Source organism: Pseudomonas sp. D5(2026) (assembly GCF_057766845.1).
On record NZ_CM173421.1, the window covers coordinates 1,438,365 to 1,454,696 of the forward strand.

Sequence of the window (16,332 nt, forward strand, 5' to 3'; positions counted from 1 at the left end):
CCCCTGGCAGTACGAAGCGGGATCGGTACTTCGTGCCATCTAGACCATAGATGACAACTTCTCCGCGCCGGATACGGCAATAGAAGTCAATCGATCAGCTTGAACGCGCAAAAGGCAAAACCACATGAAACCATTACTGATTCTTGCATTGGTCGGTATGTCCTCGTTCGCCCTCGCCGATGAGGCCAAACCCGTTTCCAGCGAGCCTGTGGCTCAGCAGTACGACTACTCGATGAACCTGGACATCAAGCGGGTGATCAACCTGTCGACCATCCCCAATGTCTGCGAAGTGGTACCTGCGACCATGACCTATGAAGACCATCAGGGCCAGGTGCACACCATTCAGTACCGGGCCATGGGTGAAGGTTGCCAGCAGGGGTGATAGATAGGTAGTGCGATGAAAGTTGCTGCTGGCTTCCATGTGATCGCCGCGGCATTTTCACCGCCCGTGGGATCGAGCGCCGCCCGCGCGGCGCATCGCGAGCAAGCTCGCTCCTACATTTGTTTCGGGCCAGTTATTCCTGAGGCAGAAGCGCGCGGCCCTTTGGCGTCCTCCTCGATATCGGGTGGCGCAAACAAGGCGGTCGCGCGCGTAGGCACAGGCAATACTGGCCCGAAACAAATGTAGGAGCGAGCTTGCTCGCGATGCGCCGCGCGGGCGGCGCTCGATCTCCCAGGCGCCCAATCACCGAGAACATTCACCGAGAACATTCCCCAGGCAGTCCCTGATGCACGCTCTCAGCTGCCCCCCGTCAAAATATTCTCCTCCACTGTCGATTTCCCCTCCCTCAGTTCGACCATAAGTGAAGGCACGCACGCAGTGTGCCAAAACACCCTGTCCTGTCGGAGGACCCCCGATGAGCACCGCAGCCGAAACCGAAATCCGCCAATTGATCGAGCGCTGGATGCAAGCCGTGCGCGATCGCGACATCCCGGGCATCATCGCCCCCTACGCCGACGATATTGTCGCCTTCGATGCCATCCAGGCCCTGCAATTCAAAGGCAAGTCCGCCTACACGGCGCACTGGGAAATGTGCATGGGCATGTGCACCGGCCCCATGGTCTTCGAACTTGCCCAACTTACCGTGCACGCCGCTGGCGATCTGGCCCTGGCCCATTGGCTGAACCGCTGCGGCCCGGGCGATGACGAAAGCCAGTGCGGCTTCATGCGCGCCACGGTGGGCTATCGTCGTCAAGGCGGCCAGTGGCAGGTAATCCACGAACACTGGTCGGCGCCTTTCGACATGGAAACGCAAAAAGCCCTGTTCGATCTCAAGCCCTGAGCCGTTATCGCCAAACGCACTTAGCCAAATGCCCTGGAGGCGACCATGAAATACCTGTGCCTGGTCTATTGTGACGAGGGGCTGTTGCACAGCCTGCCCGACAGCCCGGAAGACGCCGAATGCATGGCCTACGCCGAAGCCATTCACGGTTCCGGGCGAATGCTGGCGGCCGAGGCGCTGAAGTCGGTGCAGACTGCTACCACGGTGCGCATGCGCAACGGGCATATGAGCCTGACTGATGGCCCGTTTGCCGAAACCAAGGAGCAACTGGCCGGCTTCTACCTGGTGGAGGCCCGCGACCTCAACGAAGCGCTGAGTATCGCCAAGGGCATCCCTGCCGCGCGGGTCGGCAGTGTCGAGGTGCGACCAGTGCGCGAGCTGCAACCCTGACCGCCAAGGAGAACAATCAGCATGAGCCTTGCACCCATTGCGCAAGCGCAACACGAGTTGTCCATCAGCCGCCTGATCGACGCACCACCGGCCAAGGTATTCCGCGCCTGGACCGAACCCCAGTGGCTGATGCAGTGGTGGGGGCCGCACGGCATGACCACCCCGGAATGTGAAATGCAGTTGTGGGCCGGTGGCCTGTTTCGCACTCTGATGCGGGCGCCGGATGGCAGCGAGTACCCGAACCAGGGCGTTTTTCTGGAAATTGCCGCGCCACGCAGGCTGGTGTTCACCGATGCCTTCGGCCCTGGTTGGGTACCGTCGAACAAGGCCTTCATGACCGCCGTGATCAGCTTTGACGAGGAACAGGGCAAAACCCGTTACACCGCCCGTGCCTGGCACTGGAATGCCACTGACTGCCAGGCTCATGAAGAAATGGGCTTCTACCAAGGCTGGGGAGAAAGCCTGGACCGTCTTGTGGATGTGGTGACCCAGCGGATGCCCGACTGATGACAGCACCGGCACAGGTGCGCGCCGAAGTCGAGGCCGTGTACCGGCAGGAGTCGCGGCGCATCCTGGCGACACTGATCCGCTTGCTGGGTGATTTCGACCTGGCCGAGGAGGCCATGCATGATGCCTTCTTCGTTGCCGTCGAACGCTGGCAACGCGACGGCATCCCCGCCAACCCGCGAGCGTGGCTGGTCTCTGTCGGGCGCTTCAAGGCCATCGATGCGCTGCGCCGGCGCGCCCGCTTCGACCGCTCCCAGGCTGACTTGAGCATGCTGCTGGAGGGCCAGGCGCAGGACCCCAGTGAAGAAGAACTGCTGGCGGATGACCGCCTGCGGCTGATCTTCACCTGTTGCCATCCGGCCCTGTCGCCCGACGCTCAGGTGCCATTGACCCTTCGCGAAGTCTGCGACCTGACCACCGAGCAGATCGCCCGCGCCTTTCTGCAAAGCCCGACAACCATCGCCCAGCGCATCGTGCGCGCCAAGGCCAAGATCCGTGACGCCGGCATACCGTACCAGGTACCAGAGCTGAATGAGCTGCCTGAGCGCCTGGAAAGCGTGTTGCGGGTGATCTACCTGGTGTTCAACGAGGGCTATTCGGCGTCATCGGGCGAGACCCTGCTGCAGCAGGCGCTGAGTGATGAAGCCATTCGCCTGGCGCGGTTGCTGGTGCAGTTGCTGCCCGACCCGGAGGCGGTCGGCCTGCTGGCGTTGATGTTGCTGCAGGCGTCCCGGCAGCGGGCGCGTATCGATGGCCAAGGCAATCTGGTGGTTCTGGAGCAGCAGGATCGTAGCCTGTGGGACCGGCAGTTCATTGCCGAAGGCTGGGAACTGGTGCGCCAGGCCCTGCAGAGCCGTGCATTCGGGGCCTATACCGTCCAGGCGGCGATTGCTGCTGTGCATGCCGAGGCGGCGACGGCTGAAGAAACCGACTGGGGGGAGATCGTCGGGCTGTATGACGTATTGCAGCGGTATTGGCCATCAGCGGTGGTGGAGCTGAACCGGGCGGTGGCGCTGGCGAAGCGGGATGGGCCGGAGGTTGGCTTGCGGGAAGTCGAAGGGATCCTGGCGCGGGGGGAGTTGCTGGACTATCACCTGGCACATGCGGCGCGCGCCGAGTTGCATTGCCAGCTGGGGCAGGTGGACGCGGCGCGTGCGGCCTGGCAGCAGGCGCTGGCCTTGACACGGCAGGCGCCAGAACGGCGGCATATCGAGCGGCGCTTGCAGGCTATCGAATGATGTGGGGTGTGCCGGCTCTTTGCGGGCCAGCCCATATCCCACAGGATGCCCGCTAAATCAACGAATTAGCGGGTTACCCAGGAGAGCAGCCTTGAAGTAGGTGCTGGCTGCATCACACTTCAGCTAGCCACAAAGTTCGGCGGCGACACCAGCTCGACGGTCTGCTGTTTGCGCGGTGCCAGGATCTCGGCTTCACCCGCGACCACCAGCTCGTCGTTCTGGTTGTACACGTTGGTGGCGATGCGCACCTTGAACTTGGGCAGCTTCTCGAGGATTTCCAGGCGCACGGTCAGGGTGTCGCCGATTTTCACCGGCTTCTGGAAGCTCATCTGCTGGCCCAGGTAGATGGTGCCAGGGCCAGGCAGTGTGCAGGCCACTGCAGCACTGATCAGCGCGCCGCTGAACATGCCGTGGGCAATACGTTCGCGGAACATGCTCTTGGCGGCGAACTCGGCATCCAGGTGAACCGGGTTGTGGTCACCGGACATCGCAGCGAACAGCTGGATGTCGCGTTCTTCAACGGACTTCTTGTACTCGGCCTTCTGGCCGACTTCGAGGGCTTCGTAAGGCGTGTTGGTGACCTGGGACATCGATGCTTCCTTAAGCGTTGGGCGAGGGCGGCTATCATTCGCTGCGTGCAGGGCGGCCAAGGGCCAGCGCCTGTTCAAGCCAGCCGAGAATGTCGGCGATGACCTCGCCACGGTTGGTTTCGTTGAGTACTTCATGCCGCGCCTCCGGATAGACGCGCAGCTGTACATGTCGATTACCGGTCGCGCGCAGGGCGTCGGCCAGGTGGGTGAGACGCTTGCCGGCACTGACCGGATCACATTCACCGCCGATCACCAGCATCGGCAGGTTGGGATCGATTTGCGCGAGGTTACCCGGCTGACTGATCTGCGCCAAGCCTTGTAGCAGGTCGAGCCACAACTGGTTGGTGCAGCGAAAGCCACATAACGGGTCGTTCACGTACTGATCGACCTCGTCCGGGTCGCGGCTGAGCCAGTCGAATGCGGTGCGGTTGGGCTTGAAGGCGTTGTTGAACGAACCGAAGGACAACCATTCGATCAGTGCACTCTTGCCCAGTGGCCCCTGGCGCCAGGACTCCAGCCGGGCAATCAGCCGCGCAAAGCGGTACAGCACGGCCGGTTGGTAGTTGGAGCCGCTGAGGATGGCCCCGTGCAGGCTGCCACTGTGATGCAGCAGGTAGGCCTGGGCGATGTAGCTGCCCATGCTGTGGCCGAACAGGAACAGCGGCGTGCACGGGTACTGCTGGCCGATGTGCTGGGCCACACATCCCAGGTCGTTGACTACGGCATTCCAGCCATGATGTCGGGCGAACAGGCCGAGGCTGCCCAGTTCGGCAGTGCGCCCGTGGCCACGCTGATCGGCTGCGAACAGGGCAAAGCCGGCCTCGCTCAGGGCTTGGCCCAGGCGCTGGTAGCGCCCGGCATGCTCGGCCATGCCATGGGCCAGCAGCACCACGGCCTTCACCGGTGTGGCCGGCAGCCATTGGTGTACGTACAGGCTGCAGTGCTCACTGGCGGGCAGCCAGAAGGCGTCGTGGGGCATGGCGGGTCCTTGTGCGCGCGGTTACCCGAACAGTGTATGCACAACCGGCCGGATTGCAGGAGGGGCACAAATAAGATTCACAATGTTAATGGCGGCACTTGGCGTATATGCCACCTTGGGCTTACCTGCTAACGTCGGATCAACGCCTTTTCGCCAGCAGGCGATCAGGTAAAGGACTAAAGGACGCAGTGCAGGTCCAGGCAGAGGAACAATAATAAATGCAAGCCGACTTCTGGAATGACAAGCGCCCGGCGGGCGTGCCTTCCACCATCGACATCAATGCCTACGCCTCGGTCGTCGAGGTGTTCGAACGCTCCTGCAAACGCTTTGCCGACCGCCCGGCGTTCAGCAACCTGGGCGTGACCCTCAGCTACGCGGAACTGGAGCGCCATTCGGCTGCCTTCGCTGCCTGGTTGCAGCAGCACACCGACCTCAAACCGGGTGAGCGCATCGCCGTGCAGATGCCCAACGTGCTGCAGTACCCCATCGCCGTATTCGGTGCCATGCGCGCCGGGCTGATCGTGGTCAACACCAATCCGCTGTACACCGAGCGCGAGATGCGCCACCAGTTCAAGGACAGCGGCGCGCGTGCGCTGGTGTACCTGAACATGTTCGGCAAGCGCGTGCAGGAGGTACTGCCTGATACCGGTATCGAATACCTGATCGAGGCAAAGATGGGCGACCTGCTGCCGACCGCCAAGGGCTGGCTGGTCAACACCGTGGTCGACAAGTTGAAGAAGATGGTGCCAGCTTACCAGTTGCCCCAGGCGGTGCCGTTCAAGCAGGTGCTGCGCGAGGGCCGCGGGCTGTCGCCCAAACCGGTGTCGCTGAACCTCGATGACATCGCTGTGCTGCAGTACACCGGCGGCACCACCGGCCTGGCCAAGGGCGCCATGCTCACCCATGGCAACCTGGTGGCCAACATGCTGCAGGTGCTGGCCTGCTTCTCGCAGCACGGCCCCGATGGGCAGAAGCTGCTGAAGGACGGCCAGGAGGTGATGATCGCGCCGCTGCCGCTGTATCACATCTATGCCTTCACCGCGAATTGCATGTGCATGATGGTGACCGGCAACCATAACGTGCTGATCACCAACCCGCGGGATATTCCCGGTTTCATCAAGGAGCTGGGCAAATGGCGTTTCTCGGCCTTGCTGGGCCTCAATACCCTGTTTGTCGCACTGATGGATCACCCGGGCTTCCGTCAGCTGGACTTCTCGGCACTGAAGGTCACCAACTCTGGTGGCACAGCGCTGGTCAAGGCGACTGCCGAGCGCTGGGAAGACCTTACCGGGTGCCGCATCGTTGAAGGCTACGGCCTGACAGAAACCTCGCCGGTAGCCAGCACCAACCCTTACGGCCAGCTGGCGCGTCTGGGGACGGTGGGTATCCCCGTGGCGGGTACTGCGTTCAAGGTCATCGATGATGACGGTAACGAACTGCCGCTGGGCGAGCGGGGCGAGCTTTGCATCAAAGGCCCGCAGGTCATGAAGGGTTACTGGCATCAGCCCGAGGCAACGGCCCAGGCACTGGATGCAGAAGGCTGGTTCAAGACCGGTGATATCGCGGTGATCGACCCGGACGGCTTCACCCGCATCGTCGACCGCAAGAAGGACATGATCATCGTCTCGGGCTTCAACGTGTACCCCAACGAAATCGAGGATGTGGTGATGGGGCATCCCAAGGTCGCCAACTGTGCGGCAATCGGCGTGCCGGACGAGCGTTCAGGCGAGGCGGTCAAGCTGTTCGTGGTACCGCGCGAGGGCGGGGTGAGCGTTGATGAGCTGAAGGCCTACTGCAAGGCCAACCTCACCGGCTACAAGGTCCCCAAGCACATTGTGCTGCGCGAGTCATTGCCGATGACGCCGGTGGGCAAGATTTTGCGGCGTGAGTTGCGCGACATAGCGTGATACCAGGATGGCTTCTTCGCGGGTAAATCCGCTCTTACACCGCCCGATGTAGGAGCGGGTTTACCCGCGAATGCCTCTAAACTGCTCTAAAAGGCTGTATACAGCCTTATCTGCGACATTTTGGATAATTACTCTAAAAATGACTTGTATTGTTCATTGAGTCATTTTTGTGACCGTAAGGCCTATTTTGGCCTCTAGGCGACCCCAGGCAAAGCTGTTACTCTCGGCCCGCTTCCAGATGATCCGGTTTGCAACGAACCGTCATCTCATATCAATAATAAGCGCATCGACGCGTGAATCGAACTTCGCTGTTGCTGAAGGAGTGGGCTTCCATGATCGAAAATTTTTGGAAGGATAAGTACCCAGCCGGGATTACGGCGGAAATCAATCCTGACGAATTCCCCAATATCCAGGCGGTACTCAAGCAATCCTGCCAACGCTTTGCCGACAAACCGGCCTTTAGCAACCTGGGCAAGACTATCACTTATGGCGAGTTGTATGCGTTGTCGGGGGCGTTTGCCGCCTGGCTGCAGCAGCATACCGACCTCAAGCCGGGTGACCGTATTGCCGTGCAATTGCCCAATGTCCTGCAATACCCGGTCGCGGTCTTCGGTGCCATGCGTGCCGGGCTGATCGTGGTCAACACCAACCCGCTGTACACCGCGCGGGAGATGGAACACCAATTCAACGACTCGGGTGCCAAGGCCCTGGTGTGCCTGGCCAACATGGCCCACCTGGCCGAAAAAGTGGTGCCCAAAACCCAGGTCAGGCACGTTATCGTCACCGAAGTGGCCGACCTGCTGCCGCCACTCAAGCGCCTGCTGATCAACAGCGTGATCAAGTACGTGAAGAAGATGGTGCCGGCCTACAACCTGCCGCAGGCCGTGCGTTTCAATGACGCCCTGGCGCTGGGCAAGGGCCAGCCAGTGACCGAGGCCAACCCGCAGGCCAACGACGTGGCGGTGCTGCAATACACCGGCGGTACCACCGGCGTGGCCAAGGGCGCCATGCTGACGCACCGCAACCTGGTGGCCAACATGCTGCAGTGCCGGGCACTGATGGGCGCCAACCTGCACGAAGGCTGCGAAATCCTCATCACCCCGCTGCCGCTGTACCACATTTATGCGTTTACCTTCCATTGCATGGCGATGATGCTGATCGGCAACCACAACGTGCTGATCAGCAACCCGCGAGACCTGCCGGCGATGGTCAAGGAACTGGGCAAGTGGAAGTTCAGCGGCTTTGTCGGTCTCAACACCCTGTTCGTTGCCCTGTGCAACAACGAGGCGTTCCGAGCCCTGGATTTCTCGGCGCTGAAAATCACCCTGTCGGGCGGCATGGCCTTGCAGCTAAGCGTGGCCGAGCGCTGGAAGGCCGTTACCGGTTGCGCCATCTGCGAAGGCTACGGTATGACCGAAACCAGCCCGGTGGCGGCGGTGAACCCGTCGGAAGCGAACCAGGTGGGTACTATCGGCATTCCGGTGCCGTCGACCCTGTGCAAGGTCATCGACGACGCCGGCAATGAGCTGCCGCTTGGCGAAGTGGGCGAGCTGTGCGTCAAGGGCCCGCAGGTGATGAAGGGCTACTGGCAGCGGGAAGACGCCACGGCCGAGATTCTCGACAGCGAAGGCTGGCTGAAGACCGGTGACATCGCCCTGATACAGGCGGATGGCTACATGCGTATCGTCGACCGCAAGAAAGACATGATTCTGGTCTCGGGCTTCAACGTGTACCCCAACGAGCTGGAGGACGTGTTGGCGGCCCTGCCGGGCGTGCTGCAGTGCGCGGCCATTGGTGTACCGGACGAGAAGTCGGGTGAAGTGATCAAGGTGTTCATCGTGGTCAAGCCGGGCATGACCGTGACCAAGGAACAGGTAATGGAGCACATGCGTGCCAACGTTACCGGTTACAAGGTACCGCGCTACATAGAGTTCCGCGATTCGCTGCCAACCACCAACGTGGGCAAGATCCTGCGCCGCGAACTGCGTGACGAAGAGCTCAAGAAGCAAGGCTTGAAGAAGATCGCCTGACCATAAACCTGCACGCTCAGTGTGGCAGCGGCCTCGTGTCGCGAAAGGGCCGCGACGCGGCCCTGGGATTTTGGCGGCGATGCGACAATGGTTGGGGGCGCTATGCGCCCCTTTCGCGAAACAAGGCCCCACAATAAGATGCGGCGCCGTCTTCAGACATTGTGAGCCCCTGTAGGAGCGGGTTTACCCGCGAATACGGTAGTGGCGACAACGGTGAACGGCGGGTGGATATCGGTCAGCAGGGCCGGCCCTTTCGCGGGTAAACCCGCTCCTACATCCGCGCAACTCAGCGCAGCTTCTCGAGCATCTGGTAATACCACATCCCCGCCGCCAGCAGCGGATTCCCCAGCAAGTCCCCCATCGGCACCCGCACATGCTTGCACTGGGCGAAGGTGTCGAACTTCTCCAGCGTCCCGGTCAACGCCTCGGCCATGATTTCACCCATGATGTGGCTGGTGGCAATGCCATGCCCCGAGTAACCCTGGCAGTACCACACGTTGTCCGACAGCTTGCCCAACTGCGGGATGCGGTTGACCACGATGCCCATGGCGCAGCTCCACTGGAACTCGATCGGCACCCCCTTCAATGCCGGGAAGGTGCGTTCGATGCAGGGGCGCAATTCGCCTTCGATGTCGCGTGAGTCCTTGCCCGAGTAGTTGGCGCCGCCGCCGAACAGCAGGCGCTTGTCGGCCGTCAGGCGGTAGTAGTCGAGGACGAAGCGGCAGTCGTACACCGCCAGGTCCTGGGGGTTGATCTGCTCGGCCAGTTCACCCAGCGGCGCGGTGGTGACGATACCGCCCATGGCTGGGAAGATCTTGCCCTTGAGCTGGTGCTTTTCCAGCTTGTGATACACATCACCGGCCAACATCACCTGGCGTGCCTCCACCCGGCCGTGGGCGGTAACCACCGCCGGGCGCGGGCCATGGACGATGTCCAGTACTTCGGAATTTTCGAATATCAGTGCACCCAGGCCATGCGCGGCACGGGCTTCGCCCAGGCACAGGTTGAGTGGGTGCAGGTGCAGGTTGCGCAGGTTCTTCAACGCACCCAGATAAAGTGGGCTTTGCAGATGCTCCGCCACTGCAGCGCGATCGAGCAGTTGCACCTGCTCGCCCATGCCGCGGCGCTGTGCTTCGGCCTCGAACGCACGCAGTTCGTTCATGTGCGAAGGCTTCATGGCTGCATGCAGGTGGCCACGCTTGAGGTCGCAATCGATGCCATAGCGCGCCACGCGCTGCTCGATCACCTGGTGCCCGCGCCAGCGCAAGTGCCAGATGAAATCGTCCACTTCGGCGCCCAGGTGGTTGCGCATCTGTGCGCGCATGGCTTCGTCGCCCGACAGGCTGCCGGTGACCTGGCCACCGTTGCGCCCGCTGGCGCCCCAGCCGATGCGGTTGGTTTCGACGATGGCGACCTTCAGGCCGCGCTCGGCCAGTTCCACTGCCGTGGCCACGCCCGTAAAGCCACCGCCGATGATCGCCACATCCACCTGTACTGTGCCCTTGAGTTGCGGGTACTCGCTGTGGTCGTTGAGGGTGGCGCTGTAATAGGACGGCGCGCGCTGCGCCGGGCCGTTGTTCAATGCTGCGTTCATGGGTGTTCCTTGTTATGTGGGGGCTCAGGCCTGGTGCAGGTACCAGCGCCAGTCCTGTTCGCTGACTTCGGCCATGAACTGGCGGTACTCGGCGCGCTTGACCTTCAGGTACACGCCAAGGAAGTCTTCGCCCAATGCTTCGCGGGCCCAATCGGAATGTTGCAGGGCGTCGAGGGCGGTCAGCCAGTCGGTGGGCAGGTGTTCGGTGGCCTGGGCATAGCCGTTGCCTTCAACGGGGGCGCCTGGGTCAAGCTGTTCGCGGATGCCCCGGTGGCTGGCAGCAAGGATCGCCGCTGCAGCCAGGTAAGGGTTGGCATCAGCGCCACAGATGCGGTGCTCCACATGCCGGCTGTTGGCCGGGCCACCCGGCACGCGCAGGCTCACGGTGCGGTTGTCCACGCCCCAGGTTGGCGCCAGTGGCGCATAGCTGTTGGCCTGGAAACGGCGGTACGAGTTGGCGTTGGGGCAGAACAGCAACAGCGAGTCGCGCAGGTGGCGCAGCATGCCGGCCACGGCCTGGCGCAGCAGCGGGGTGCCGGCCTTGTCTTCGCTGGCAAACAGGTTGTTGCCGTCGCTGTCGGCCAGGCTCAGGTGCATGTGCATGCCGGTGCCGGCCAGCTGGGCGAATGGCTTGGCCATGAAGCAGGCCTGCATGCCGTGGGCATGGGCCACACCTTTTACGAGGCGTTTGTAGCGCACCGCCTGGTCCATCGCCTGCAGCGCATCGCCATGCTCCAGGGTGATTTCCACCTGGCCGGGGGCGTACTCCGAAATGGCCGTGCGCGCCGGGATGCCTTGGGCCTTGCAGGCAGCGTACAGGTCGGCGAGGAACGGTTCGATCTGCTCCAGTTCGCGCAGGCCATAGACCTGGGTGCTGCGGGGGCGGCCGCCGTCGTTGTCCAGCGCCGGTTGTGGGCGGCCTTGGGCATCACGCTGCTGGTCAAGCAGGTAGAACTCCAGCTCGCAGGCCATCACCGGGTGATAACCGTCAGCCTTCAGCGCTTCGATGGTGCGCAGCAGCACATGGCGTGGGTCAGCGATGCTGGCGGGCAGGCCCTCCTTGGGGTGCATGCTCACCTGCACTGCGGCGGTGGGCACCCGGCGCCAGGGCAGGCGCACCAGGCTGCCGTCAAGCGGGTAGGCACGGCAGTCGATATCGCCGACGTCCCACACCAGGCCGGAGTTTTCCACGTCGTCGCCATTGAGGGTCAGGCCAAGGATGGTGCTGGGCAGTGGCCGGCCGGTCTGGTACACGGCCAGCAGTTCCTCGCGGTGCAACAGTTTGCCGCGTGGCACGCCGTTGGCGTCGAGGATGAACAGTTCAAACAGCTCGATATCGGGGTTGTCGGCCAGAAAACGGGTAGCCTGCTCTACAGGGGCAAAGTGCATGATCAATTCGCTCATGGGCGCGCAGGGCCACCGCGCAAGCAGGCGGCCCGGATGAGTCAAACGGCCAGAAGGTGGCCGGGTTTGGTCACAATGGCGTGAGCGAGGTGTCCGGTGGGCGCGCGTGACGGCAGTGCCACAAGGCCCAGAAGGCGAGGATGATGTGGACCAGCGGATTTTCCCCGGCACGCCTCCGGGCCTTCGGCAGCGAAGGGCGGGACGACGGTGGGGCGATGGGCTGGGCGGGAGTCATGCCTTTGATACTCACATGCGGCGTAAGGTTGATTAAAGCAGTGAATGGCAACCTTTACATCGCACTTGGCTAAACATTCGCCCGGGAGCGTGCAAGCAGCAGAGAATCTGCAAATCTGCGACAATCGCCCGGCTTTCCGAATGCCGATCATGAAAAAGCAGGCTCACCTGCATCACTAAAAAGCCCCATGACTGACCACGCCATCGACAAACTGCTGCAAAACCTCGACCACGCCATGATTGCCGACCGCCATCGCCTGCGCCGGCAACTGCACGAACTGCGCAAGCGCCCCGACGAGGCGAAGCTGGCGCAGTGGGTGGAGAAGGTCCAGGCCTCCTGCGCTCAGGTCACCGCGCGTCAGCAGAGCGTGCCCACCGTACGCTACGACGACAACCTGCCCATCGCCGCCAAGCGTGACGAAATCAAGAAGGCCTTGGCCGAAAACCAGGTGTTGGTGATCGCCGGCGAAACCGGCTCTGGCAAGACGACCCAGTTGCCGAAGATCTGCCTTGAGCTTGGCCGTGGCAGCCATGGGTTGATCGCCCATACCCAGCCACGCAGGATCGCAGCGCGTAGCGTGGCAGCGCGGGTCGCCGAAGAGCTGGGCACGCCCTTGGGCGCGCTGGTCGGCTACCAGGTGCGTTTCGAAGACCAGAGCGATTCCAACACCTTGGTCAAGCTGATGACCGACGGCATCCTCCTGGCCGAAACCCAGCACGACCGCTTCCTTGAGCGCTACGACACGATCATCGTCGACGAAGCGCACGAGCGCAGCCTGAACATCGACTTCCTGCTCGGCTACCTGAAAACGTTGCTGCATCGCCGACCGGACCTGAAACTGATCATTACCTCGGCCACCATCGACCTGGAGCGCTTTTCCAGGCACTTCGACGGTGCGCCGATCATCGAGGTGTCCGGGCGCACCTTCCCGGTGGACACCTGGTACCGCCCGCTGACCAGCGAACAGGACGAAGAGGGCAACCAGATCGAGGACGACCTCACGGTCGACCAGGCCATCCTTGCCACCCTCGACGAGCTGGCGCAGCACGAACGCAGCGAAGGCAAGGGCCCGGGCGATGTGCTGATCTTTCTGCCGGGCGAGCGGGAAATCCGTGATGCCGCCGAGATCCTGCGCAAGGCGCAACTGCGCCATACCGAGATTTTGCCGCTGTACGCGCGCCTGTCGCCGGCCGAGCAGCAGCGTATCTTCCAACCGCACACCGGGCGCCGCGTGGTGCTGGCCACCAACGTCGCCGAAACCTCGCTGACCGTGCCGGGCATCCGCTATGTGATCGACACCGGTACTGCGCGCATCAGCCGCTACAGCTACCGCGCCAAGGTCCAGCGCCTGCCGATCGAGGCGGTGTCACAGGCCAGTGCCAACCAGCGAAAAGGCCGTTGCGGCCGGGTCGAGCCGGGCATTTGCGTGCGCCTCTACAGCGAAGAGGACTTCAACAGCCGGCCAGCGTTTACCGACCCGGAGATTCTGCGCACCAACCTGGCGGCGGTGATCCTGCAGATGTTGCACCTGCGCCTGGGCGCAATCGATGCCTTCCCGTTCATCGAGCCGCCAGATGGCAAAGCCATCAGCGACGGCTTCAACCTGTTGCAGGAGCTTTCGGCGGTCAACCGCGAGAACCAGCTGACGCCAATTGGCCGCCAGCTGGCGCGCTTGCCGATCGACCCGCGGCTGGGCCGCATGCTGCTTGAAGGCGCGCGCCTGGGCAGCCTGCAGGAAGTACTGATCGTCACCAGCGCGCTGTCGGTGCAGGACCCGCGTGAACGCCCTCCAGAACGCCAGCAGGCCGCCGATCAGGCGCACGCACAGTGGAAGGACGTGGACTCGGACTTCGCTGCGCTGGTCAACCTGTGGCGTGGTTTCGAGGAACAACGCCAGGCGCTGACCGCCAACCCGCTGCGCAACTGGTGCCGCAAGCAGTTCCTGAACTACTTGCGGCTGCGCGAGTGGCGCGATGCTCATCGTCAGTTGGCGCTGATTTGCCGCGACCTGCAACTGACGGTGAACAAGGAACCGACTGATTACCAGAAGCTGCACAAGGCGATCCTCAGCGGGCTGCTCAGCCAGATCGGCCAGAAGACCGAAGAGGGCGACTACCAGGGCGCCCGCCAGCGGCGCTTCTGGGTGCATCCGTCGTCGGGCCTGGGGCGCAAGCGCCCGCAGTGGGTCATGGCTGCCGAGCTGGTCGAAACCACCAAGCTGTATGCGCGCATGGTGGCCAAGATCGAGCCGGACTGGATCGAGCCGCTGGCTGGCCACCTGATCAAGAAAAACCATTTTGAGCCGCACTGGGAGAAGAAGCGCGGGCAGGTGGTGGCCTACGAGCAGATCACCCTCTACGGCCTGATCCTGGTCGGCCGCCGGCCAGTGCACTACGGCCCGATCGACCCGGCGACCTCGCGCGAGCTGTTTATCCGCGAAGGCCTGGTGGGGGGCGAAATCCAGTCGCGGGCCAAGTGCCTGGCGGCCAACAAGCGCCTGCTTGAAGAGCTGGACGAGCTGGAAGCCAAGGCTCGCCGGCGTGACATCCTGGCTGACGAAGAAACGCTGTACGCTTTCTACGAAGCGCGCCTGCCGGCAGAAATCCACCAGACGGCGACCTTCGACAGTTGGTACCGCATGGGCAGCCAGAAGGACGCCAACCTGCTGATCATGCGCGAGGAGGACGTGCTGGCCCGCGAGGCCAGCGAAGTGACCGCCGCACAGTACCCCGACAGTATGCAGGTGGGCGATTTGCGTCTGCCGCTGAGCTACCACTTCGAGCCCGGCCACCCCCGTGATGGTGTGACGGTGCGGGTGCCGGCGCCGCTGCTGCCGAGCCTGCCGGGCGAGCGCCTGGAGTGGCTGGTGCCTGGTCTGCTGGAGGCCAAGTGCGTGGCGCTGGTGCGCAACCTGCCCAAGGCCCTGCGCAAGAACTTCGTCCCGGTGCCAGACTTCGTCAAGGCTTCGCTGGCGCGCATGACCTTCGGCCAAGGGGCGCTGCCGCAGGCCCTGGGCCAGGAGCTGTTGCGCATGACCGGGGCACGTGTGTCGGACGAGGCCTGGGACGAGTCGGTCAACCAGGTCGAAGGCCACCTGCGCATGAACATCGAAGTGGTCGATGGTCAGGGCAAGTTCCTTGGCGAAGGCCGCGACCTGGCGGAACTGACCGCGCGCTTTGCTGCCGCCAGCCAGGCTGCCTTGGCCGTGCCGCGTGACGCCAAGGGTGAGCAGCCGGTGCAAGCCAAGGCCTTCAGCGAAGTGAAGCAGACCGCCCAGCAGAAGATCGCCGGCCTGTCGATGACCGTGTACCCGGCGCTGGTGGAAGACAACGGCACCGTGCGTGAAGGGCGCTTCTCGACCCAGGCCGAAGCCGAGTTTCAGCACCGCCGCGCATTGCAACGGCTGTTGCTGCAGCAGTTGGCCGAGCCGGCCAAGTTCCTGCGCGGCAAGCTGCCGGGGCTGACCGAGCTGGGCCTGCTGTACCGTGAAATGGGGCGGGTCGAGGCGCTGGTCGAAGACATTCTGCTGGCCAGCCTGGACAGTTGCATCCTTGAAGGCGAACAACCGTTGCCACGTGATGGCGCGGCCTTGGCCGCGCTGGCTGAACGCAAGCGCGGCAGCTGGGCCGAGCATGCCGAGCGCCTGGCAAGGCAGACCCTGGAAGTGCTGAAGCTGTGGCATGGTCTGCAAAAACGCTTCAAGGGCAAGATCGACCTGAGCCAAGCGGTGGCACTGAACGACATCAAGCAGCAGCTAGGCAACCTGGTGTACCCGGGCTTCGTCCGCGAAACGCCTGGGGTGTGGTTCAAGGAGTTGCCGCGTTACCTCAAGGCGGTTGAATTGCGTCTCGAAAAACTCGGCTCGCAAGTACAGAAGGACCGGGTGTGGAGCGGCGAGTTGGCCAATTTGTGGGCGCAGTACAAGGCCCGTGCCGACAAGCATGCCCAGGAAGGCAAGCGCGATGAGCAACTGGCGCTGTACCGCTGGTGGCTGGAAGAATATCGCGTGTCGCTGTTCGCCCAGCAGTTGGGGACCAAGGTACCGATTTCTGACAAGCGATTGAGCAAACAATGGAGTCAGGTGGAAGGCTAACCTTCATTATTTGTGGCAAACTTTGGGGCGTTTGGGGCCGCTTTGCGGCCCTTGGCGGGTAAGCCCGCCCCGCAGGGGTAAA

At 62.9% G+C, this 16,332-nt stretch carries 12 protein-coding genes; 8 read left to right on the top strand and 4 right to left on the bottom strand.

Annotated elements, in window-relative coordinates:
• Positions 1-124 precede the first annotated feature (124 nt).
• The 5 genes from AC3B5Q_RS06740 to AC3B5Q_RS06760 all read left to right on the top strand — a co-directional run bounded on the left by AC3B5Q_RS06740 (position 125) and on the right by AC3B5Q_RS06760 (position 3,418).
• Entirely contained in the window at positions 125-382 is a 258-nt protein-coding gene (locus tag AC3B5Q_RS06740) for a DUF2790 domain-containing protein (RefSeq protein ID WP_003254632.1), read from the top strand.
• 475 nt (positions 383-857) lie between these two features.
• Positions 858-1,283 (top strand): YybH family protein, encoded by a 426-nt coding sequence (locus AC3B5Q_RS06745; protein ID WP_021783399.1) that lies wholly within the window; start codon positions 858-860, stop codon positions 1,281-1,283.
• Positions 1,284-1,328: 45 nt separating this feature from the next.
• Positions 1,329-1,673: a YciI family protein gene (locus AC3B5Q_RS06750; protein ID WP_021783400.1), complete on the top strand. Its 345-nt coding sequence runs from the start codon at positions 1,329-1,331 to the stop codon at positions 1,671-1,673.
• Positions 1,674-1,694: 21 nt separating this feature from the next.
• Entirely contained in the window at positions 1,695-2,180 is a 486-nt protein-coding gene (locus AC3B5Q_RS06755) for an SRPBCC family protein (protein ID WP_021783401.1), read from the top strand.
• Positions 2,180-3,418, top strand: a complete 1,239-nt coding sequence (locus AC3B5Q_RS06760; RefSeq protein ID WP_338444645.1) for an RNA polymerase sigma factor — start codon at positions 2,180-2,182, stop codon at positions 3,416-3,418. Before AC3B5Q_RS06755 ends, AC3B5Q_RS06760 begins: the two co-directional genes overlap by 1 nt.
• Before the next feature lie 119 nt (positions 3,419-3,537).
• Here AC3B5Q_RS06760 and AC3B5Q_RS06765 read toward each other — a convergent pair whose 3' ends face one another.
• Positions 3,538-4,008, bottom strand: coding sequence for a MaoC family dehydratase (locus AC3B5Q_RS06765; protein ID WP_003254624.1), 471 nt, complete (start codon positions 4,006-4,008; stop codon positions 3,538-3,540).
• A 34-nt stretch (positions 4,009-4,042) separates the two neighbouring features.
• Entirely contained in the window at positions 4,043-4,987 is a 945-nt protein-coding gene (locus AC3B5Q_RS06770) for an alpha/beta hydrolase (protein WP_021783403.1), read from the bottom strand.
• Positions 4,988-5,205: 218 nt separating this feature from the next.
• Here AC3B5Q_RS06770 and fadD2 point away from each other — a divergent pair, with 218 nt between their 5' ends.
• Positions 5,206-6,894 carry a long-chain-fatty-acid--CoA ligase FadD2 gene (gene fadD2 / locus AC3B5Q_RS06775; protein ID WP_021783404.1) on the top strand — a complete coding sequence of 563 codons (1,689 nt, stop codon included), beginning with the start codon at positions 5,206-5,208 and terminating at the stop codon, positions 6,892-6,894.
• A gap of 332 nt (positions 6,895-7,226) precedes the next feature.
• Positions 7,227-8,924, top strand: a complete 1,698-nt coding sequence (fadD1, locus tag AC3B5Q_RS06780; protein ID WP_021783405.1) for a long-chain-fatty-acid--CoA ligase FadD1 — start codon at positions 7,227-7,229, stop codon at positions 8,922-8,924.
• 286 nt (positions 8,925-9,210) lie between these two features.
• On the opposite strand, the gene AC3B5Q_RS06785 is transcribed toward fadD1, so the two are convergent.
• On the bottom strand, positions 9,211-10,518 hold the full coding sequence (locus AC3B5Q_RS06785) for an NAD(P)/FAD-dependent oxidoreductase (RefSeq protein ID WP_488392948.1): 1,308 nt from the start codon (positions 10,516-10,518) through the stop codon (positions 9,211-9,213).
• 24 nt (positions 10,519-10,542) lie between these two features.
• On the bottom strand, positions 10,543-11,907 hold the full coding sequence (locus AC3B5Q_RS06790) for a glutamine synthetase family protein (protein WP_028697748.1): 1,365 nt from the start codon (positions 11,905-11,907) through the stop codon (positions 10,543-10,545).
• Positions 11,908-12,344: 437 nt separating this feature from the next.
• Here AC3B5Q_RS06790 and hrpA point away from each other — a divergent pair, with 437 nt between their 5' ends.
• A complete protein-coding gene (hrpA, locus tag AC3B5Q_RS06795; RefSeq protein ID WP_021783408.1) occupies positions 12,345-16,250 on the top strand; it encodes an ATP-dependent RNA helicase HrpA in 3,906 nt (1,301 codons plus the stop codon).
• The last annotated feature ends 82 nt before the right edge of the window (positions 16,251-16,332 follow it).